Origin of the sequence: Streptomyces sp. NPDC102278, assembly GCF_044766345.1 — a bacterium.
Classification (GTDB): domain Bacteria; phylum Actinomycetota; class Actinomycetes; order Streptomycetales; family Streptomycetaceae; genus Streptomyces.
Map to the genome: position 1 here is coordinate 80,346 of NZ_JBIWLV010000002.1, position 20,222 is coordinate 100,567.

A 20,222-nucleotide genomic window follows, 5' to 3' on the forward strand; every position below is an offset into this window, starting at 1 on the left:
GACCGTACAGGCTCCTCACAGGAACAGAGGTAGCCGGCCCCGACCGACAGGGGCATGACAGTCACCGAGCGCCCGGAGGCGCAGTCCCGGCGGGGGCTCCGCCCGGGACGGCGCGACTATCCTGGCGGTATGGCATGCCGCATCAGTGAACTCGTCGTCGACGCGCACGACCCGGACCGTCTGGCCACGTTCTGGTGCGAGGTCCTCGGCTACGTCGAGCTGGGTCGAGAAGACGACGGCGGCATCGAAATCGGGCCGCCGGGGGTCGGATTCGGCGGAGCGCAGCCGACCCTCGTCTTCAACGCGGGCCGCGATCGCCGGCCCGGGAAGTTGCCCCTGCACATCGATGTAAACGCCACCGACCGCGACCAGGACGCCGAACTGGACAGGCTGCTCGCACTGGGGGCGGTGACCGTCGACATCGGCCAGACCGGGCAGGAGAGCTGGCACGTCCTGGCCGACCCCGAGGGCAACGAGTTCTGTCTCCTGCGTACTCGGCTGGAGCCTCTCTGACGTCCCGCCCGGCGCGCGCGGACCCGCCGTACGGGCCCGCTCCCACGGTCCGGCCTCAGGACCGGAGCCGCACGGACCCGGCCGCACGCCGTCGGGGCGATCAGCGCACGTGAGTCGTTTGCGGAGTGCCGACCACGTCGGCGCGCCCCCGTGCCGGCTCGAACCCCTTGGCGATGAGCCGGACGGCCAGCACCACCTCCCAGGCGAAGACCGGGACGGCCAAGGCCGACCCCGCAACCGATACCTGCTCGTAGGCCCCGAACATCACGGCCACCCCGGAGGCACATATCAGGGGGCCTCCGACCAGTCCGAGCACGGCGATGAACCGGGGCACGAGCCGGGAGCGGTACATCACGTACGCCAGGAGCGCCGTGTTCATGCCCAGGGCAATGTTCGGTCCGAGCAGGAACGTCCAGTCGTGCAGGGCGACGAGGGCCCGGTCGACGCCGGCCGCGCCCCCGACCCCCGCCGCTTCCTGCCGCAACGTCACGAGCGTGAGGACGCCGAGGACGCCGACCGTGATGACGACCGCCTCCAGGAGGCGGAGGCAGGCATAGCCGAGCGCCATCCCCTCGTGCCGCCTCCTGATGACGGGGAACAGCACCGCTCCGGTGCCGATGACGGCGGCCACGAGGACCAGTTCGCACAGTGCCCCGCGGAGCGCCGAGGTGGCGGCGCCGGGGCCGAGGGCTCCCGGCGCCGCGTCCAGGAGGGGTTGGTAGAGGGCCAGCCCTCCGATCGCGGCGATCTCGGTCACCAGGAACAGCACACCCGCGGCCACCGCGGTCCTTCTGTCTGAGCTCATCTTCGGTCCTTTCGACCCAGAGGTGTACGCCGTACACCTCGCGGTCACGGTAGGTGTACGACGTACACTCGTCAAGTGGGGATGCGGACTTGACGCGATCGCCGAGCACCGAGCACCGAGCACCGAGCACCGAGCACCGAGCACGCGAACGCCCGAACGCGAGGAGAGACGAGATGGCACAGCAACCCGAGGCCGGGCGCCGCGCACCGCTCAACAGGGAGCGCGTACTGCGGGCGGCCATCGCGCTCGCGGACGAGGGCGGTGTCGAGTCGCTCAGCATGCGCAAACTCGCCCAGGAGCTGGGGGTCGTACCGATGGCCCTCTACAAGCACGTGCCCAACAAGGAGCGGCTCCTGGACGGCATGGTCGACACGGTCGTGGCCCGGATCGACTTCCCCGCGAGCGGTTCCGGCTGGAAGGACGCGGTCCGCGGGCGAGTGCTGTCGGCCCGCCGCGTGCTCGTGCGGCACCGCTGGGCGGCGCGGGTCATCGAGTCGCGGACCGGGCCGACCCCCGCCGTGCTGGAGTATCTGGATGCGATGATCGGGACGTTCCGTGACGGCGGGTTCTCCGTCGACCTCACCCATCACGCGATGCACGCGATGGGCAGCCGGCTGCTGGGTTTCAGTCAGGAGCTGTTCGAAGGCTCCGGGAGCGCCGACCCGAACGGCGGGACCGACCCGAGCGGCGCGGCAGAGACGAACGATGGGGCCGAGGCGCTCGCGGAGGCGGGGGCGGCGATGGCGGCGAAGTACCCGCGGATCGCCGAGCTGGCCGCAGGAGTGGCCCATGACGCCGAGTCGGTCGCCGGCGACCGGGGCTGCGACGACCAGTTCGAGTTCGAGTTCGCGCTGGACCTCCTCCTGGACGGCCTGGAGAAGCTCCACGAGCAGGGGTGGACCTCCGCCGGATCGACCGGGAGCGCGGCCACCTGATGCACTGCGGCCGGTGGCAGCCGCAGCCGGCACCGTCTCCCCCGGCGCCGGCCCCGGCTTCGTCGGTCAGCGGCGGGCGTGCGGGAAGCTCACGTTCTGGAGCGTGAACTGGTTCTTCGCGTCGGTCAGGTTCTTGTTGAGGTACGGCGAGTAGGTCTGGACGCTGACCGTCTTCGCCGTCGGGTTGAATTCGAGGATCCGGAGGTAGCTGTTCGGGCCGAGCGCGCCGGGGTTCTGGTAGTCGGCCTGGATCTGGTGGACGGTGTTTCCGCCCACCCCCTTCTCCACGATCACTCCCTGGTTGACGTAGTGCCCGGAGAACACCATGGACACGTTGGGGTGTCGGCTGACCATCTTGTTCCAGAGCTTCTGGCCGACGGAGTCCTTCGTCGCGCCGTTCTGGTAGGCATGGGTCACGACCATGACCTGACGGTCCGGGTGGTCGGAGATCACCTTGTTGCCCCAGGCGATCTCGTCGTCGGTGGGTGCGTACTTCAGCGCGAGGATCAGCCAGTTCGTGCCTCCGGCCGAGAACACGTGGAAGCTGTTGTCGTTCTGCGCGGCCGGATAGCTGCCGCCGAAGGACGGAAGGGTCGCGAAGGCGCTGCGCGGGAAGTGGCGGTTGAACGCCGCCGCGTCCCGTACCACGACCGGATTCTGGCCCTTGGGCATCGCGTCCATGTCGTGGTTGCCCACCGCGAGGATGTACGGGGTCGCGCCGTTCAACTGGCCCAACGCGTCGGTCGCGTTGGCCCATTGGGAGGGCCGGTCGGAGTCGTCGACGATGTCGCCTTCGTGGATCGCGTACTTGATGTTCCGCGCGACCGTGTTCTCCTTGATCCATTTGCCTTGAGCGTTGAAGGCCTGCGGGAAACTCTCCGCCGAGTACTGCGTGTCGGGGAGGACCACGAGGCTGAACCTCTCCAACGCCTGTGCCTGCGGCGCGGATTGGTCGGGTGCGGATCGGTCGGTTGCGGATCGGCCGGTTGCGGATCGGCCGGCGGCTGTTGCGGGGAGCGCTACGAGGCTGACCGACAAGGCAGCCGCGACAACGCCGAGTACCCGTGCCCTGAAACGCGTCATCACCATCTCCGTAGACGTCGAACGGGCGATCGCCCTCACGATGGCAAGGGCGTCCGGCCGTCAGGTGTCGGGAGGGAAGTCGGGGATGAACGGCTCGCGGCGAACGAGTAGGGGCGGCCCCGAAAAGGATGAATGCCCGTCAGCACCGTCGCTGGTGCAGGGCGTTCGGGAGGCGACAGCGGGGTCATTTCGGAAGACCGCGAGGACGATGCCCCTCGCCGTCAGGACGGGGGCAGGTCCGCAGGGCGCGTTGCCGGTGACCGCCTCGCAGGTCACCGAGGCCATGCCTCGGCGCGGGCCTCGGGGGCGGACTTCAGGTCGCGCAGCCATGCTTCGAGACCCTCGCGCAGGATCCTGGTGGCGGTGGGAACGTCGGCCTCGACCTGGGCGCCGGTGTGGGTCTCCTCGGTGCTCACCCGGACGCCGCCTTCGACCTTGGTGAAGTTCCATACGTGGATGCCGTCGATGCGCAGCTCTTCGCCGATGGCGGGACCGGTCCAACGGATGCAGGCGCCGTGCTTGAGCTGCCGGACGGTGGAGGTGATCTCCAGACTCGTGGCGGGAGTCGAGGGGTTGGGGGGTACCGGAACCGTCCATCGGAATGCCGAACCGCTGCGCAGGGGGCCGTGTTCCAGGCGCTCCGCGGTCTCGACGGGGCTCTGCCGGCGCGGCCGGCGTTGCACGTCGGTCTGGACCTTCCAGACGGTGTGCAGCGGGGCGTTGATCACGATGTCGGTGCGGTGGCGCACGAGGGCGTCGGGGTCGACACCCTCGCCGCGGCAAGCGAGGGACGCACCGGCGTGGGAGGCGCGGGGGCCGGCGGCGCCGGCGGGTTCGGCAGCGGCCCCGAGAAAGCCGAGGACGAGCGGGACGGCTAAGAACGTGGCGCGGACGCCGGTTCCACGAAGGCCGGACATGGTGGTCTGCCGACACCCGCCCTCCGCGAAGCCTCCGCCGCCGGCGCCGACCTTGCCGGGCCGGCCCACGTCCTGCGCGGCTGGGTCCTGGCGGACCCTCAGCGGTACTTCCTCGCCTGCGGAACCCCCGTGCCCGGCTGCGAAGCCCCCGCGGACACCCTGACGATCCACTCCGAGATCATGACGACGCTGCTCGACGCGTGTACGGCGCTCCCCGCGGCAACGCCGCGACACCCTTCGGCACTTACCTGGAGGACGACCGGAACTGGGCCGCCGACAACCCCGCCCCACCTGAGGTCCTCCACCGGTTCCTGACGTTCTGGACCCGGCTGCACGGCGTCCTGTCGTTGGAGCTCGCCGGCCACTTCGCCGGCATGGACCTCGACCCGGCCCTGCTCTTCGTGGCGGAACTGGAAGACCTGTTGGCACCCCGCCCCTGAACCCCCGGCCCCGCCCCTGGCGGGCGAAAGGGCAGCTGTCTGCACGCTCGGACCGCCACCTATGCTGCCGGGATGATCAAGCCGATTGAACTCGTCATATTCGACTGCGACGGTGTACTGGTCGACAGCGAACGCATCGCGGCCCGCGTCCAGGTCGCCCTGGGCGCGGAGTTGGGCTGGCCCCTCACCCGGGAAGAGGTCGTCGACCGGTTCATCGGCCGATCGCACGCCTCGATTCGCGAGCTGGTCGCCGCCCGGCTCGGCGAGGAGACGGCCGCGATGTGGTCGGACCGGTTCGAGCAGCTGCATCGCGAAGCCGTGGACGCCGACCTCGCTCCCGTGGAGGGACTGCCCGAGGCACTCGACGCGATCACCTTGCCGACGTGTGTGGCCTCCAGCGGATCCCACGACAAGATGCGCCACACCCTGGGCCGTACCGGCCTGTACGAGCGCTTCGCGGGCCGTATCTACAGCGCCGCCGAAGTCGCCCGCGGCAAACCCGCCCCCGACTTGTTCCTCCACGCCGCCCGGCACTTGGGCGTGGATCCCGCTGCCTGCGTGGTGGTCGAGGACAGCCGCCCCGGTGTCCAGGCCGCGCGCGCGGCCGGCATGCGCGCCTTCGGTTACGCCGGCGGCCTGACACCGGACGAGAGGCTCGAAGGTCCCGCCACCACCGTCTTCCACGACATGCGCGAACTCCCCGCCCTGATCGCCGGGCTGTCGGCCACGGCCACGGCCACGGCTACGGCTACGGCTACGGCCCCGGCTACGGCTACGGCTACGGCGTAATCGCGCCGGCCGGGCTCACCGGGCTCACCGGACTGACCGTGAAGCGGTTCGAGCAGACCTGGAAGGGGACCTTGAGGAGGACCGCGTCCTTGGAGGCCGGCGGGTAGACCTTCAGGAACGCTCCCTTGGGCAGACACGGGCCGCCGATCGGCCCGTTCGTCGTGTGGAGGACGGCCGTGGCGCTGCGTCCGGGCGCGAGGGAGACGGCGGCGGGTACCTGTCCGTCCCGGTCCGCCGGCTTCCCGATCTGCTTCTGCTCCTTGTTCAGGACGCTGACGCCCGGGTATCCGAGCAGGGTGCACGGGCGGTCGCCGGTGTTGGTGAAGCGCAGCGGTACGTACAGCTGGCCGGCTCCGACGTCCGGCGGCCCGGCGGACACGTTCAGGTTCGTCGACGCGCAGGTGCTCTCCCCTACGGGCCTCTCGGCGCCGGCCGCCGGACCGACGGTCACCAGCGTGGCTCCGACGGCCACGGCCAGCAGGGCAGGGATCGCCGTGCGTGCGGAGGTCACCATGATTCACCCCGATCGTTCGGCCGGCGCGGGCGCCGGCACGGTTGTTGACGTCCGTCCCGCCTACCCGTGCGCCGGCCCTCGATGCGTGGTGGGCGTCAGGAACTACGTCGCGGTGAATGGCTGTCGGAGGTCCTGGACAGGACCTGGCACAGCGCCCACACGCTCAGACCGAACATCAGCACGCCCAGGGGTACGTGCAGCGTCGGCTCGTGCGCGATACCGAGGACGACCTGCACGGAGGCGAGTGCGAGGAAGCCGGATGCGTACAGGATGGGGCGGGGCTTCCCGCCGCCCGGCCGCCACGCCAGGATCGCGGCGAGCAGGTACAGCATCGACGCCCCGTACATCACGCGCGCTCCGACGCCGTGCAGCACCTCGCCGTACGACGAGGACAGCAGAAGGCCGGCGGTGGCCGCCTGGAAGAAGATGGCCACGGTCTGCAGCGCCACGGCAACCTGCGAGAACGTGGGCCTGCCCCTGCCCGGAACCGCCGGCGTCCGGGTGGCCGTCTGGTGGGAGGCCGTCGTCTGGAGGGTCGTCGGGGTGGTCGTCGTCCGCCTGGCCATGATGTGGTCCCCCTCTTCTGCCTCGCGGCAGTGGATCAGTAGTGTCTGCATCACCCGACGACGCAGGCCCGCGAAATGTGAGGCGAGGCGCCGAACTCGCGGGCCGGCGGGGCGATTCACCGACGGCAAACAGCGGAATCGAACGAGGAGAACCAGGGAGTGGTCGCGAGCATGAGCACCGGCGCCGAGCCGGGCCGGGGCCGGTCCGAACCGCATCCGGGCGGGCCCGAATCGTCTCCGGGCGGGCCCGAATCGTCTCCGGGCGTGATCGTCGACGAGCGGCGTCGACTGATCAATGTCGCCTACAGGTTGCTCGGTTCGTCGGCCGAGGCAGAGGACGCCGTCCAAGAGGCCTACACCCGCTGGTTCGCGCTGTCACGGCAGCAGCAGGAGGCCGTCGCGTCGCCCGGGGCCTGGCTGACGACGGTGGCCGGACGCATCTGTCTGGACGTGCTCGGTTCGGCGCGGGCCCGGCGCGAGCGTTACGTCGGCCCGTGGATACCCGAGCCGCTGCCCGACCGCAGGGAGTGGATCGGCGGCCGCGCGGGCGGTGGAGCCGAACCGGCCGACCCCGCCGACCAGATCGTCCTGGACGAGTCGGTGGACATGGCCTTCCTCGTCGTACTGGAGTCGATGACGCCCGCGGAACGTGTGGCGTTCATCCTGCACGACGTCTTCCGCTACCCCTTCGCCGAGATCGCCGCGATCGTCGGCCGGACGCCTGCGGCCTGCCGACAGTTGGCGTCCTCGGGCCGTCGGCGCGTCCGTGCCGCGCGGACCCCGGCGCCTCCGGCGGCCGGGCAGGTCGGTCTCGTACGGCGGTTCAAGGAGGCATGGGAGTCCAAGGACATCGAGGCCCTCGTCGCCCTCCTCGATCCCGACGCCACGATGACGGCCGATGGCGGCGGCCTCGTCGGAACGGTCCTGCGCCCGGTCGAAGGCGGCAAGAGCATCGCCCAGTACCTGCTCCACATCGCCGGCAAGGCCCCCGGGCTGGTGCTCCTGGAGCGAACGGTCAACGGCCGACCCGGCCTGGTCGCCGAGCACACCGGCGTCCCCGTGACCGTGGCCGCGTTCGACATCACCGACGGCAGCATCAGTCGCATCTGGGCGGTCCGCAACCCTGAGAAGCTCCGCGCGTGGACGTAGCCCCCCTCCCCCACGCAGGCCGGTCGGGGGGTTGCGGGAAACGTACGCGGGCCAGGCCGGCTCAGGGGCGCCGCGGCCGGACGGCGCGCCGTCTTCGGCGCGCCGTCTTGTTCACACGGAACGGGAGAGCTGCTCGCGCACCCATCGAGGGTCGGGGTTGACGTGGGGCCGGCCCGCCACGACGACGGTCGGTACGGTCTCGTTACCGTCGTTGGCCGCCCTGACCGCAGCCGCGCCTTCCGCGTCCCGCCAGATGTCGACCCAGTGCAACCGGCCGGCGTCACGCCCCAGGCGGATGCGCAGGCGGATGCAGTACTTGCAGCCAGAGCGCCAGAAGACGATCGGCCGGCCGTCGACCGCGCTGCGGCGTTCCGCTTCCCGTGCGCTGATCGACCTCGGGAAGACCAGGGGCGAGTGCATGCCCGCGAGCAGGACGAACACCAACAGAAGGACCGCGGCCACCACGGGAGTTCCGCGGACGAACACCCCGGCCGCGAGGAGTGCACCGCACAGGAGGAACATCGTCGACAAGCCCCAAGCGCGCGTCATGCGGTAGAGCCTACTGAACGCCCGCTCCCGCGAAGGCTGCGCATGGTCGCACGAGCCTGCTCGGAGGGATCTTGGCAGAGATCGCGGAGGGTGAGAGTCTGGTGATCATGAAGCTCCTCATCATCGGTGGGACCGTTTTCCTCGGCCGTGCGCTCGTCGACGAGGCCCTTCGGCGCGGCGGTGAGGTGACGTTGTTCAACCGCGGGCGGTCGGGCCCGCCTCCCGGCGGCGTCGAGGTGGTCCAGGGCGACCGCGAGGACGAGGACGCGCTGCGGGCGCTGACGGAAGGGCGGACCTGGGACTGGGTGATCGACACCTGCGGGTTCGAGCCCCGGACGGTGCGGCGTTCGGTGCGGGCGCTGGCCGGGCACGTGGGAGCGTACGCGTTCGTCTCGTCCTTCCATGCCTACGCGGACTGGCCCGCCAAGGCGGTGGACGAGTCCCTCCCCCGCCACGCCTGCGCCCCGGACGCCGCTCCGGACGACGTGCCGTACAACGCGCTCAAGGCCGGATGTGAGCGGGCGGTCGAGGAAGGGTTCCCCGGGCACTCCTTGATCGTCAATCCCGGCATCATCGTCGGTCCTGGCGAGAACGTCGGACGCCTCCCGTGGTGGTTGGAGACCATCGCACGGGGAGGCCGCGTACTGGCTCCCGGTACCCCGGACCGTGCCATGCAGTTGATCGACGCCCGCGACATCGCCCACTTCGTGCTCGACCGGCTCGCCGAGGGAGGCTCCGGCCGGTACCTGACCACGGGCGTGCCGGGGAACACCACCATGGGCGAACTGCTGCGCGCCTGTGTCGTCGCCACCGGCGCCGACACCGAACTCGTGTGGGCCGACGAGCGGTTCCTCCGGGATCACGACGTGGCCCCGTGGACCGAGGTTCCGCTGTGGGTGCCGGACGATCCCGAGCTCTCCGGCGCCTGGACCGCGTCCTCGGCCAAGGCGCTGGCCGCCGGTCTGCGGTGCCGCCCGATCGCCGAGACCGTCGCGGACACCTGGCGGGCGCTCGCCGACGGCGGGTACCCGCGGCCCAAGTACCTTCAGGGGAAGACCCCCGTCGGCATGACCGAGGAGAAGCAGGACGCGGTCCTCGCCGCGTGGGATGCCCGCGGCGCGCAGGCCGGTTCGGACGCCGGTACGGAAGCCGGTACGCAGGTCTGAGGCGTCACCGCCCCTGGCGGGCGGCCACGGGAACCCCTGACCGCCACGTCCGGGCCGGCTTCAGTCGGTCCGGTGGGGCAGTGCGAACGTCCTGCGACGCCCGGCCGCCCGATCCGTCCCACGGGTCAGTGGTGCCGGGCCATGTGGGCGAGGGTCTGTTCGGCGCTGTCGGGGGCAAAAGCGCCGTCGATGCCTTCGGCGGCCCCTTCGGCGGCTTCGATGGAGCGCGGCAGGAGGATCTTCTCGTACGCGGTGACGGCCTGGTCGATGGTGGGGTGCTCGACGATGGCCTGGGCGAGGTCGGCTCCGTCGAGCATGGCGAGGTTGGCGCCCATGCCGGAGAAGGGGGACATGAGGTGTGCGGCGTCGCCGAGGAGGGTGAGACCGGGGGTGGGGGTCCAGGTGTGCGGGACGGGCAGGGCGTACAACGGACGGTTGGTGTAGCCGCTGTCGGTGCGGGTGATGAAGCCCAGGAGGTCGGGGCTCCAGCCGCTGAACCGGTCGAGCAGGGCGCCGCGTACGGCCGTCGTGTCGGTCAGGTCCAGGCCGGCGTGCCGGTGCCAGTCCTCGCCGGTGCGTAGGCCGATGTAGACGCGGATGTGGCCGCCACTGTTGCGCTGGGCGACGAATCCACGGTTGTCGTCCAGGGCCATCATGGTGCCGTTGCCGGTGAGTTCGGCGAGGGCGGGGTGGCGGATGTCGGCGTCGTCCAGGCCCGTTTCGACGAAGGTGACGCCGGTGTAGACGGGTGTCGCGTCGGACAGGAGGCGCCGGACCCTGGACCAGGCGCCGTCGGCGCCGATGACGAGGTCGACATCGACGGGGGTGTGGTCGGTGGTGTCGTCGGCGAAGTGCAGGCGGTGGGTGCCATCGTCGCGGGGTTCGACGCGAGTGAGTTGGTGTCCCCAGCGCACGGCGGTCGGATCGAGCGAGTCGAGGAGGAGGTCGCGCAACTGACCGCGGTCGATCTCGGGGTTGCCCTCGGCCGCATCGGCCTCGGTCGGTAGCGCGTCGAACAGAACGTGTCCGTCGCGACCGACCAGGCGCATTTGTTGGCCTTCGGGACGGGCGAGGGCGAGGAACTCGTCCAGCAGTCCGGCCCGGTGCAGTGCGTGCCGGCCGGAGTGGGGGTGCATGTCGAGGGTGCCGCCCTGGTCACGGGCGGCGCGGGAGGCGTCCCGCTCGTAGAGCGTCGCGGCGATGCCGTGCCGGCGCAGGATGCGGGCGCAGATCAGGCCTCCGGGGCCGGCGCCGATGATCGCGATTCGGGGTGTGGGGGTGCCGGCGTGCGTACGGGTGCGGCTGGTGCTCATGGTGGTGCTCCGTTCAGGGCCGTGCCGTGCCGTTCCGTGCAGCGCTTCGCTGCCGCGGGACCGGCGCGGGTCGAGGGAAGAGCCGGGAAGAGCCGACCCGGGCAGCGCCTCAAGGTCGCCTCATGGCCACCGCTCCAGGGGCTACCGCTCCAGAAAAGCACAGCGACTCCACAAGTGCAACGGTTCCACTTTCACACCTGCTCAACAAAGGCGTAGGCTTCTCCTGTGAACGACACCGACCCGAGCCTCCCGTCGGCACCGCTGGGGCGCCGGGAGCGCAAGAAGGCGGCCACCCGGCAAGCCATCGCCGATGCCGCACTGCGCCTGTTCCTGGAGCGCGGATACGACGCGGTCGGCATCCGCGAGATCGCGGACGCCGCCGACGTGTCCACCACCACGCTGTTCAAGCACTTCCCGGTCAAGGAGGCCCTCGTCTTCGACGAGGACTCCGAGCGCGAAGCCCGACTGCTCGCCGCCGTACGCGAACGATCGCCGGGCCGGTCCATCCCCTCGGCGCTACGCGAGCACGCCCTGTCCCACCGCCTGGCGGCCGCCGATGGCGACGCCCGCTTCACCGGCTTCTTCGAGCTGGTGAACGGCACTCCGGCCCTGCTCGACTACCTCCAGAGCATGTGGCTGCGCCACACGTCCGCTCTCGCGCAGGTCATCGCGGAGGAGAGCGGCCTTCCCGCCGACGACCCCGGCTGCGCCGCCCTGGCCCACTTCGCCCTCGAAGCACCCCGCGTCGCACGCGGTCAAGACGATGCCCGCGAGGCCCTCACCCGAGCCTTCGACCTGCTGGAGTACGGCTGGTCCGATCGGTCGGGCCCCCGACGATGAACCTCGGGCACCGGGGGACGTTGCTGCGGGACGGGGCGGGATGACCGTCCAGCATGTAGTCCAGCCGGGCTTCGGGCCCGCGCTCAGGCGGGCAGGGAAGCCAGCCAGGTGGTCAGGAGCGCGCTGACCTCCTCGTGACGCTCCTGCTGGATCCAGTGGCCGCAGCCCTCGAGGATGTGTGAGGAGACCAGACCGGGCAGGGTGGTGGGGTACGCCCGGATCGCTTCGGCCATCCAGGTCGTGGAGGCGTCCAGCGCCCCGCCGAGGAACAGGGCCGGCACGGTGATGGGTTTGCCGTGGAAGTCGGCGAGGTCCGCCCAGTCCCGGTCCATGTTCCGGTACCGGTTGAGCGCTCCGCCGAGTCCGGTCCGCTCGAACTCCCCGGCGTAGAAGTCCAGGTCGTCCTCCCCGAGCCACGCGGGCAGCCGGCCGGCGGGGAACCGCTCACGGAGCGTCCGACCGCGGCCGAGGAAGTGCGGGTCCGGGGCGCCGGGTGCGGGCATGGTCTCGGCGGAGAAGGCGGCGTAGAAGCCCGCGAGCCAGCCGCGGACGTCGGGTTCGATCTCGGCTTCGGCCCGACCGGGCTCCTGGAAGTAGGAGACGTAGAGCTCCTCGTCCCCGCCCATCCCCGCGAAGACCTCGCTGGGCCGCGGACCGCCCGGCGGCGCGTAGGGAACGCTCAGCAGTCCGACGGCGCGGAAGACGCCCGGCCTGAGGAGCGCGGAGTTCGCGGCGATGGTCGAGCCCCAGTCGTGCCCGACGATCACCGCGGTCTCCTCACCGAGTGCTCGCACGACCGCGACGTTGTCCTCGATCAGGTCGAGCATCCGGTACGCGGTCGCGTCCTGGGGCCTGGAAGAACGCCCGTAGCCGCGAACGTCCATGGCGACCGCGCGGTATCCGGCCGCGGCCAGCACCGGCAGTTGGTGGCGCCAGGAGTACCAGGACTCCGGAAAGCCGTGCACCAGCAACACCAGCGGCCCGACGCCCTGCTCGACCAGGTGGATCCTGCCGGCGGGTGAGGCGACCACACGGTGGGTGGCACGCACGACCTGATCGGACGTCGAGTGGTCGGGCCTCGCCTGGTCGGGCCTCGCCTGGTCGGGCTGCGGCTGGTCGGGCTGCGACATGGGGTCCTCCGGAGCTGTCGATCGGTCGGCCTGCGGCGTGTGCGCCCCCGCCCTGTACGGGTTGCTCGCGGCGCGGGGCCCAGGACGATCATGCGTCGTCCATCGAGGCCGCCGCGACTCCTGTTGCCGACTCGGCAAACCGGGTCGTGGAGGACCCGTACCGGCTGCTGCGCCCTGGCGGCACGCTGCTCGCCGGCCATCTGATGCTCTGCCCGTTGCCCGCGGTGACCCGCCGCCTCGCCGACGCCGCCCGCCGGCGCACCCGTCACCTCGGGGAGAGCACGCTGTGCGTGAAGTACCCCTGGGCCACCCTTCGGAGGTTCCGCCGGCCACGGGGCGGTCCCGCGGCCGGCGGGCCCCCTCCGTGGCTCGCCCGTTCCCGGCTACGCGGTGCCCGCCATGCTGGCGAACACGACCACGTTGCTGTCGTAGTAGTGCTTCTTGGGATCGAAGTCACCGCCGCAGGTGACCAGTCGAAGGCCCGCGTGGTCGAGGTTCTTGTAGACCTCGACCGTGGGGAACTTGGCCTTCGGGTACTCGGCGACCCGGTCCACCTTGAACGTGACCGTCTTGTTGTCCCGCCGGGCCACCTTGATGGTGTCACCGGCCTTCATCGTCTTCAGCTTCTCGAACACGGCCGACGCGCCGTTCCAGGTGACGTGGCCGGCGATCACGGCCGGCCCTTGGGAGCCGGGGGTCGGACCGGGCTCGTACCAGCCCGCGAGGTCGGGGTCCTTGGGGGTCTCCATGGTCCCGTCCGCCTTCTGACGGAGCGTCTCCAGGGAACTGGAGAGGCCCAGGGACGGGATCGTGATCTTCTGCGGCTCCGAGCGCGCGAGGGCGGGTTTGGCCCCGGCCGCACCCGTACCGTGCTGCGTCCCGCCCGCGGGCGTCGTGGGGTGGCCGCCGGAAGAGGGCTTCCCGGACGGCGCGCCTCCGACGGCGGCTCCGGCCGGAGCCCCGCCCTGCGGGGCCTGACCCTGCTGGGCCTGCCCCGCGGGGGCCGGGGGCGCCGCCGTGTCCCCGCCGCCACACCCAGCGAGGAACAGGGTGGCGAGCGCGGCGGCGGCCAGGGGGACCGCGGTCCTGCGGCGGCGACGCCGCGCGGTGGCCGTGGCGGGTACGCGGACCTCGGCGGGCTTCACGCGGCCTTCCCGGTGTTCTCCGTACGGACCGGGACCGGGACCGGGGCGGTGCGCCTGCGCTTGATGACCGCCGCACCGGCCATCGCCGCGGCCGCGGCGAGCGCCGCACCGGTCATCGTCGTGGTCGGCGCCGCCGCGTGCTGCGGGGCGCCGCCGCCGGTTTCGATGCCGCCGACCGGAATGGCCCCCACGGACGCGCCCTTGACCTCTCCGCAGTTGGTCGGGGCCGTCGCCTCCTGGGGCAACTTCGGGTCGAGCTCGCTCTTGCCGGCCCCGTCGAAGTCGTACTTGTCGTCGTTGTTGCGGTCGATGCCGTGCTGCACGACGTGCAGGTCCTTGATGTGGTCGACCACGTCCTGCCCGACGGTGATCGTCCGGTTGTAGGAGAGCTTGCCCAGGTTGTCGGCGACGGGCATGCGCTCCACCGCGAGACCACTGGTCGCCTTGGTGTCCCCGGACGTGGTGAGCGAGATGTTGATGTCGCCGTAGTCCACGGTGGCCTCGGTGTTGCTGAGGATTCCGTCGCCGTCGGTGTCGTCACTGGCGTCCGGGCAGTGGAAGTCGTGCCCCTTGGTGGATCCGTGCAGGTGTTGGGCCGACGGCTGCCCGGGCACCATGCCCTCGGACTCTATCCGCACGGTGAGTTGGTTGCCCTTGAGGCTGAGCATGACGGTGCCTCGGGAACCGGACTCGTTCAGCTGTGCCAGGTCGATCTGGTACGCCTTACCGCCCTGCGCAAGAGCCGGGCCGGAGAGCCCCAGGGTCAGGAAGACGGCGGCGGGCACGGTGGCGAGCACCACGAGGCGACCGGTTCGCTTGACTATCACATTCGCTCCTGCTCCGTGTATTCCCGTAGGGGAATCGCAGATCGTACGGGGATGGAATGATCCCCCGGAAAGGGTCTCGCTGCTTCTTCGGGGCCCCAACGCCCTTGGATTGGTGCTTGGTTGAAGAATCTTTCGAAAGTTCGGCGGTCCGCACCCCGACCAGCGAAAAGGTCTCTGGAAATCGGATCCGGCGACACCGCGTTTCCTCCGCGTAGGAATGACGGGGCGTGCGCTTCTGCCATGAGTGCGGGAACACCCGAAGGCGTCGCGAGGCGTCTCGCGCCGTCCCACGGCGTGCGCTGTGGGAAACGCGCCGTCCGCTGTGGTGCGACCGCTGCTATGCGACCGCCCTCGGCGCGGCCGAAAGCGGCCCACCGATCATCCAGATGCGTGACATCTCGTCCGCCACGACCGGGGAGCCCGCGGCCTCGCACAGCATTTCCGAGAGCACCAGGATCCCGTGGGCGGTGCGCCTCGGCTCCCGGTTCCGGTGCAGCCAGACGACCGCGTTGTTCATGGGGCGGCGCCCCAGGGCGAGGCCGGTTCGCTGCACGTCCGCCGCCGCCTCCAGAGCCGAACGCCCTCCGCCGAACGGCAGGGCTTCCGCTCGGCGGATGCCGGGTGGCGCGACCGAGTCGCGCACGTGACGGAAATGCCCTTCGGGCGGGGCCTGACCGTTCTCGTATGTATTGCGGAATCCGACGATGCGAAGTCCCGCGTTCTGTGCCCGGAGTTCGAGGTAGAGCTCGATGAACAAGCCTCTCAGCTGAATGCGCACGGGGAGGTAACGCATCCTCCCTTCGCCGTGCCCCGCCCGCCTGGTGAATCCATCCGCCTTCGCCGCTCGGGACCGAATGGTCAAGGCGAGGAGGCGGTAGGCATCCACCGATGCGCTCTCCACGGAGAACGACACGGGTTTCAACATGGCGGCACACATCAGGTCGCGGCACCGAAACTCGGATTCCCCGAAGGGAAGTCGACCGCAATCGGTTCGATCCTGCCGCACTCACGCACGAAACATCCACCGCCTTCGACGCAATCCCGGTCGTCGACGGCTGGAATCATCCGCGTCGCCGGGCCTGGTTCAGTCCGGTCCTTTGTAGTCGTTCGTGACACGGCGGTGCCAATACTTGGCCTCTGATGCCAAAAACTCATCGCGTGATCCCACGTCGACGGGTGGCCGGGCGACGGTGGCCGATGAGGCCGGCACGCGGCGAGCGGCGGTGGCCGATGAGGCCACCCGCGATCGCCGACGGCGGGTGCGAAGGGCCGGACGCGCCCACTTGCCCTGCGCGCTCCACCCGCGACGTATGATCGAGCAATGTCTGACACGACCGAGACCACGCCCGGCTGGCTGACCGCGGACGAACTGGAGACGGCTCGCGCGCGCATGCCGATCCTGTACGTGGACGCCGTGCCCGTGCGCGTGGACGACAGCGGCGAAGTCACCAGCATCGGACTGCTGCTGCGCATCGGTCCGGACGGAACGGTCAGCCGGACCCTGGTGTCCGGTCGCGTCCTGCACCACGAGCGGGTCCGCGACGCGTTGCTGCGCCACCTGGAGAAGGACCTCGGCCCGGTGGCCCTGCCCCGCGTCCCCGCCTCGCCGCAGCCCTTCACCGTCGCCGAGTACTTCCCGACGGCCGGTGTCACCTCGTACCACGACCCGCGCCAGCACGCGGTGTCCCTCGCCTACATCGTGCCGGTGGCCGGCGACTGCCGACCCCGGCAGGACGCGCTGGACCTGGTCTGGTTCAGCCCTCGGGAGGCGGCCTCGCAGGCCGTGCAGAGCGAGATGCCGGGCGGGCACGAAGTACTGCTGAAGCAGGCGCTCGCGCACGTGGGGCTCGTCTACTGAGGGATCGGCTCCCATCGTCCGCCGTCAGCCGCCGAGTTGTGCCGGTGCGCGCCCCCGGTTCGCCGCGGGCGCGACAAAGTCCCCGGCCATCATCCCGTCGTACGGCTCCCCCGCTGTGGCAAGTGGACGCGCCACCAGTGCCCGGAAGGGGCCCGGGCGCCCCCGGCGCTCCGGGATCGCGGGCCCCGTCTCCTGGAGCCTCCGCCTTCCAGGCCCAGCCGACACGGCTTTGAGCTGCGCGGATGCCGACCCGTTCGCCGACAAGATGCCGAGTCGCCGGCGTGTGACTAGCCTTTGTTGATGAGAGCCGCAACTGCGGGGAGCATTCTCGACCCACAGTGGTGCGCCACAGCGCGAGGCTTGATCAAGCGCCCCGGTCCAAAAGATCCGCGACCCGATGAGGACGCGTTGACAGTGGGGACGCCATCGCATTCATGTGGCCATCTGCGCGAGCCGCGCGCATCCTCCGCGCGCGACGGCATTCGGCTCCGTGTCGCCGTGAGTGGCACACAAGAGAAGGGGAAAACCACCATGCAAGGACTGAGAGTGAAGCGGCTCTTCGCCATTTCGGCAGCCGGCGTTCTGATGGCCGGTGGCGCCGCCCTCGGGGCAGCCGGTACGGCCTCGGCGGCAGCCCCCACCCACTCCGTCACCTCGGTGAGCCACGGTGGCGGCTGGGACGACGATGACGACCACGGGTACAACCACGGCTGGTACGACGACGATGACGACTGGGGCGGATGGGGCGGAGGTTACGGCGACGACTGCTGACCAGGCATGACAGACCCGGTCTGGCGGTCCACGGCGCCACGCGCGCCTCGCATCGGCAGGCCGTGGTCGGCCATCCCCCGTGGACGGGGTTCCCGCACCGGCCCAGCGACTGGGCCGGTGCGGGAGCCAGTGGCGGCCGACCCGATCTCGCTTCGGGATCGGCGCCCCCGCCCCGGTCCGTCCGTCGAGACGGCGACCGGTCACGGCGGGGGTGCGGGTGGCGCTAGTTGCCGATGCCCGCGCTGCCGATACCGGAGTTGCCGATGCCCGCGCTGCCGATGCCCGAGTTGTCGATACCGGCGCTGCCGATGCCCGAGTTCACGATGCCGGCGTTGCCCACGCCCCAGTTGCCGATGCCGGCGTTGCCCACACCCGAGTTGCCGATGCCCGCGTTGCCGACACCTCCGTCGGCGGCGGCCATGGCGGCTCCGCCGAGGGTCAGGACCGCAGCGGTACCCGCGACAGCCGCCATGCGGAGAAGACGTGCACGCATCATCACATACCTCCTGTTTTCTGCTGATTCCTCCATATCTTTAACACGCTGATCCCACGAACTCCCGGTGCAACCTCGCGCACGCACCCGTGTGGCGCACGAGGGGGCGTCGGACGCGTCACAGGTGCTGGGGCAGATGGGGGCTCCGGGGTCGCTCAGGCCGTGACGGCGGTCTCGACGGAGATCTCCGCGCAGCGGGTGACGACCCCGGCGAGGTCCCCTCCGGCGCGCAGGAGCTCGCGCTGCACGCGGGCGCCGTTCCCTTCCCGGAGCAGGACGGCAAGGCCCTCGGTCACCAGCGCGTCGTCCCCGTGGTCACGGAGCGCCTCACGCACGTGCTGGTAGAGGGCGTCGACCGCCTCCTCGGGCGAGGTCTTCTGCATGGTCGCCGGATGCAGCAGGGCGCCCTCCAGGCCCGAGCGCCCCGCCTGCCATGCCGCGAGCCGCAGCAGGCTCGTACTGACCGGGGCCGGGGGCCGCCCCGAGCGCCAGGAGCGGGCTTCCGTTTCGACGAGGCCCCGTACGAGAGCGGCCAGCAGGACCGGGGTCGACGCGTCGAGACATACGTCCGCGGCCCTCACCTCGACGGTGGGATAGGCCGCCGACAGCCGGGCGTCGAACCAGATCATGCCCTCGTCGTGGAGGACACCGCTGTCGACCATGGCCCGGACCTGCCGGCGATAGCCCTCGGCCGAGCCGAAGAGGTCCACCGGACCGGCGGACGGCAGCCTGTTCCACACTCGGCTCCGGTAGCTCCCGTACCCGGTGTCCTGCCCCTGCCAGAAGGGGGAGTTCGCGCTGAGCGCGGTCAGGACGGCCAGCCAGGGGCGCATCCGGTCGAGCACCGCGACGCCCTCCTCATCGGACTCCACCGACACGTGGATGTGACAACCGCAGGTCAGCTGCTCCTGGGCCGTCAGCCCGAACTGCTCCGCCACCCACTGGTAGCGGCGGCCGGTGTTCAACGACGGCTCGATCGGCAGTGGCGAAGTACCCAGGGCGGCCACGACCGCACCCACGCCTTCCGCGTGCCGCGCGGCCTCCCGGCGCCACCGGCCGATCTCGCGTGCCAGTTCGCCCATGTCCGTGACCGGCTTGGTGGCGAACTCGACCTGCTCTTTGGCGAGCTCCCGCTCGAAGGTGTGGCCCTGCTCCCAGTCGTCCTTCGGGCGCTGCCCGAAAGACCGGTCCGCCGCCTCCAGGACGTGCCCCGACAGGGCCAGTGGAACACCGCTGGTGGCGTCCACCAGGAGCAGTTCCTCTTCCACGCCCACACTTCGCATGCCTTCACCCATCACATCGTCGATCAGATGGGCCCCGCCTTCCCCAGACCGCCCCCGGCCATGCGGACCGCCCCGACACCCACCCGGATGTCCCGTCCGCCGCCCACGACGTTCACCGTCATGGAGCAGTCGTGCGTGCTCACCGGCGCGTGGGGGCCGCGGACCGCCGTGACGGAGTCCGCGGACTTCCCGGCCGTGGACGGGTGACGACACGTGGTCGGGTGACGACAGGGGGGGGACGACCCGCGCCCGGCCCGACGGGGGCCCTGGCGGGGGCCGGGCCAGGAGGTCGCCGTAGGCTGGGCGGGTGACCCTGCGCAATCTCCACGACCGATCCGCCCTGGCCGACCGTTTCCGGCGCGACCCGGCGATGCACCTGATGGAACTCGGGGACCTCGACGACCTGTTGTGGCCGCACACCAGCTGGTACACGGTGTCACAGGACGGCCCGGTCGCGTTGGTGTACTCCGTCGGCGACATCCCGACCGTGCTCGCCTTCGCCCGTCCCGAGGAGGACGCCCGGCTGGAGGAGCTGACCGATGCGCTGCTGCCGGTCCTCCCCCGTCGCTTTTTCGGACACCTCACGGGAGCCGCCGGCAAGGTGCTGGAGGCGGCGTACGAGGTACGGCCCCACGGCACCCTGGTGCGCATGGCGCTCACGGATCCCGACCGGGCCGCTCGGCACCCGGAAGGTCCGTGGCGGCCCGCTCCGCTGGACCGGAGCGACCTGCCGGAGTTGCTCGCCCTGTTCGAGCAGGCGTACCCGGGCAACTGGTTCGACCACCGGATGCTCGACACCGGTCAGTACCTGGGCGCCCGGCAGGACGGGCGCCTGGTCGCGGTCGCGGGCGTCCACGTCCACTCGGCCACGTACCGGGTCGCCGCGATCGGCAACGTCGCCACGCACCCCGAGGTGCGCGGGCAGGGCGCGGGCGGGGCGTGCGTCGCCGCCCTGTGTCGGCGGCTGGGATCGACGGTGGACCACGTGGGACTGAACGTCCGTGCGGACAACGCCACGGCCGTCGGGCTCTACCGCAGGCTCGGCTTCTCCGAGGTCACCGAGTTCGCGGAGGCCACGTTCACGGCGCGTGCCGAAACGGCGGAGACCGTCTGACGTCCGAGCGGGGAACGACCGA

At 71.0% G+C, this 20,222-nt stretch carries 22 protein-coding genes and 1 pseudogene; 10 read left to right on the plus strand and 13 right to left on the minus strand.

Going from position 1 to position 20,222, the window contains the following annotated elements; all coding sequences use genetic code 11:
* Positions 1-129: 129 nt before the first annotated feature.
* Positions 130-513, plus strand: coding sequence for a VOC family protein (locus ACIRO3_RS05130; RefSeq protein ID WP_404132582.1), 384 nt, complete (start codon positions 130-132; stop codon positions 511-513).
* Positions 514-613: 100 nt separating this feature from the next.
* On the opposite strand, the gene ACIRO3_RS05135 is transcribed toward ACIRO3_RS05130, so the two are convergent.
* Positions 614-1,318 carry a DUF4386 domain-containing protein gene (locus ACIRO3_RS05135; protein WP_404132584.1) on the minus strand — a complete coding sequence of 235 codons (705 nt, stop codon included), beginning with the start codon at positions 1,316-1,318 and terminating at the stop codon, positions 614-616.
* Positions 1,319-1,491: 173 nt separating this feature from the next.
* On the opposite strand from ACIRO3_RS05135, the gene ACIRO3_RS05140 reads away from it, so the two are divergent.
* Entirely contained in the window at positions 1,492-2,253 is a 762-nt protein-coding gene (locus tag ACIRO3_RS05140) for a TetR/AcrR family transcriptional regulator C-terminal domain-containing protein (protein WP_404132587.1), read from the plus strand.
* Positions 2,254-2,319: 66 nt separating this feature from the next.
* On the opposite strand, the gene ACIRO3_RS05145 is transcribed toward ACIRO3_RS05140, so the two are convergent.
* Together ACIRO3_RS05145 and ACIRO3_RS05150 are read right to left on the minus strand one after the other, a co-directional pair.
* Positions 2,320-3,180: a metallophosphoesterase gene (locus ACIRO3_RS05145; RefSeq protein WP_404132590.1), complete on the minus strand. Its 861-nt coding sequence runs from the start codon at positions 3,178-3,180 to the stop codon at positions 2,320-2,322.
* A 428-nt stretch (positions 3,181-3,608) separates the two neighbouring features.
* Positions 3,609-4,253, minus strand: a complete 645-nt coding sequence (locus ACIRO3_RS05150) for an SRPBCC family protein (RefSeq protein WP_404132593.1) — start codon at positions 4,251-4,253, stop codon at positions 3,609-3,611.
* A 21-nt stretch (positions 4,254-4,274) separates the two neighbouring features.
* On the opposite strand from ACIRO3_RS05150, the pseudogene ACIRO3_RS05155 reads away from it, so the two are divergent.
* Both ACIRO3_RS05155 and ACIRO3_RS05160 read left to right on the plus strand, forming a co-directional pair.
* Positions 4,275-4,693: pseudogene (locus ACIRO3_RS05155) on the plus strand (TetR-like C-terminal domain-containing protein); the annotation flags it as partial.
* A gap of 72 nt (positions 4,694-4,765) precedes the next feature.
* Entirely contained in the window at positions 4,766-5,482 is a 717-nt protein-coding gene (locus ACIRO3_RS05160) for an HAD family hydrolase (protein ID WP_404132595.1), read from the plus strand.
* Here the strand turns inward: ACIRO3_RS05160 and ACIRO3_RS05165 are convergent.
* Positions 5,472-5,996 carry a DUF4232 domain-containing protein gene (locus ACIRO3_RS05165; RefSeq protein ID WP_404132598.1) on the minus strand — a complete coding sequence of 175 codons (525 nt, stop codon included), beginning with the start codon at positions 5,994-5,996 and terminating at the stop codon, positions 5,472-5,474. The genes ACIRO3_RS05160 and ACIRO3_RS05165 overlap by 11 nt on opposite strands.
* Before the next feature lie 95 nt (positions 5,997-6,091).
* A complete protein-coding gene (locus ACIRO3_RS05170; RefSeq protein WP_404134071.1) occupies positions 6,092-6,562 on the minus strand; it encodes a hypothetical protein in 471 nt (156 codons plus the stop codon).
* 171 nt (positions 6,563-6,733) lie between these two features.
* On the opposite strand from ACIRO3_RS05170, the gene sigJ reads away from it, so the two are divergent.
* Positions 6,734-7,711 (plus strand): RNA polymerase sigma factor SigJ, encoded by a 978-nt coding sequence (gene sigJ, locus ACIRO3_RS05175; RefSeq protein ID WP_404132601.1) that lies wholly within the window; start codon positions 6,734-6,736, stop codon positions 7,709-7,711.
* Positions 7,712-7,822: 111 nt separating this feature from the next.
* On the opposite strand, the gene ACIRO3_RS05180 is transcribed toward sigJ, so the two are convergent.
* Entirely contained in the window at positions 7,823-8,260 is a 438-nt protein-coding gene (locus ACIRO3_RS05180) for a glutaredoxin domain-containing protein (RefSeq protein ID WP_361782557.1), read from the minus strand.
* A 71-nt stretch (positions 8,261-8,331) separates the two neighbouring features.
* On the opposite strand from ACIRO3_RS05180, the gene ACIRO3_RS05185 reads away from it, so the two are divergent.
* Positions 8,332-9,426: an NAD-dependent epimerase/dehydratase family protein gene (locus ACIRO3_RS05185; RefSeq protein WP_404132604.1), complete on the plus strand. Its 1,095-nt coding sequence runs from the start codon at positions 8,332-8,334 to the stop codon at positions 9,424-9,426.
* Between the two features lie 125 nt (positions 9,427-9,551).
* On the opposite strand, the gene ACIRO3_RS05190 is transcribed toward ACIRO3_RS05185, so the two are convergent.
* Positions 9,552-10,739: an FAD-dependent oxidoreductase gene (locus ACIRO3_RS05190; protein ID WP_404132607.1), complete on the minus strand. Its 1,188-nt coding sequence runs from the start codon at positions 10,737-10,739 to the stop codon at positions 9,552-9,554.
* 225 nt (positions 10,740-10,964) lie between these two features.
* Here ACIRO3_RS05190 and ACIRO3_RS05195 point away from each other — a divergent pair, with 225 nt between their 5' ends.
* Positions 10,965-11,579, plus strand: coding sequence for a TetR/AcrR family transcriptional regulator (locus tag ACIRO3_RS05195; RefSeq protein WP_404132610.1), 615 nt, complete (start codon positions 10,965-10,967; stop codon positions 11,577-11,579).
* Between the two features lie 83 nt (positions 11,580-11,662).
* Here the strand turns inward: ACIRO3_RS05195 and ACIRO3_RS05200 are convergent, their stop codons facing one another.
* The 4 genes from ACIRO3_RS05200 to ACIRO3_RS05215 all read right to left on the minus strand — a co-directional run bounded on the left by ACIRO3_RS05200 (position 11,663) and on the right by ACIRO3_RS05215 (position 15,594).
* Positions 11,663-12,709: an alpha/beta fold hydrolase gene (locus ACIRO3_RS05200; protein WP_404132613.1), complete on the minus strand. Its 1,047-nt coding sequence runs from the start codon at positions 12,707-12,709 to the stop codon at positions 11,663-11,665.
* A 383-nt stretch (positions 12,710-13,092) separates the two neighbouring features.
* Complete coding sequence (locus tag ACIRO3_RS05205) at positions 13,093-13,854, minus strand: class F sortase (protein WP_404132616.1); 762 nt, start codon at positions 13,852-13,854, stop codon at positions 13,093-13,095.
* On the minus strand, positions 13,851-14,681 hold the full coding sequence (locus tag ACIRO3_RS05210; RefSeq protein ID WP_404132619.1) for a hypothetical protein: 831 nt from the start codon (positions 14,679-14,681) through the stop codon (positions 13,851-13,853). The genes ACIRO3_RS05205 and ACIRO3_RS05210 overlap by 4 nt, the downstream gene beginning before the upstream one ends.
* Before the next feature lie 337 nt (positions 14,682-15,018).
* The gene (locus tag ACIRO3_RS05215) at positions 15,019-15,594 is read right to left on the minus strand and encodes a ribosome-inactivating family protein (protein WP_404132622.1); all 576 of its coding nucleotides are present in this window, start codon (positions 15,592-15,594) and stop codon (positions 15,019-15,021) included.
* Between the two features lie 408 nt (positions 15,595-16,002).
* Here ACIRO3_RS05215 and ACIRO3_RS05220 point away from each other — a divergent pair, with 408 nt between their 5' ends.
* Together ACIRO3_RS05220 and ACIRO3_RS05225 are read left to right on the plus strand one after the other, a co-directional pair.
* Positions 16,003-16,539 (plus strand): NUDIX hydrolase family protein, encoded by a 537-nt coding sequence (locus tag ACIRO3_RS05220; protein WP_351752739.1) that lies wholly within the window; start codon positions 16,003-16,005, stop codon positions 16,537-16,539.
* A 531-nt stretch (positions 16,540-17,070) separates the two neighbouring features.
* Positions 17,071-17,310, plus strand: coding sequence for a hypothetical protein (locus tag ACIRO3_RS05225; RefSeq protein WP_329447589.1), 240 nt, complete (start codon positions 17,071-17,073; stop codon positions 17,308-17,310).
* A gap of 223 nt (positions 17,311-17,533) precedes the next feature.
* Here ACIRO3_RS05225 and ACIRO3_RS05230 read toward each other — a convergent pair whose 3' ends face one another.
* Positions 17,534-17,806, minus strand: a complete 273-nt coding sequence (locus ACIRO3_RS05230; RefSeq protein ID WP_361974768.1) for a hypothetical protein — start codon at positions 17,804-17,806, stop codon at positions 17,534-17,536.
* Between the two features lie 152 nt (positions 17,807-17,958).
* Positions 17,959-19,086: a glutamate--cysteine ligase gene (locus ACIRO3_RS05235; RefSeq protein WP_365997019.1), complete on the minus strand. Its 1,128-nt coding sequence runs from the start codon at positions 19,084-19,086 to the stop codon at positions 17,959-17,961.
* A gap of 307 nt (positions 19,087-19,393) precedes the next feature.
* Here ACIRO3_RS05235 and ACIRO3_RS05240 point away from each other — a divergent pair, with 307 nt between their 5' ends.
* Entirely contained in the window at positions 19,394-20,200 is an 807-nt protein-coding gene (locus ACIRO3_RS05240; RefSeq protein ID WP_404132627.1) for a GNAT family N-acetyltransferase, read from the plus strand.
* Positions 20,201-20,222 lie beyond the last annotated feature (22 nt).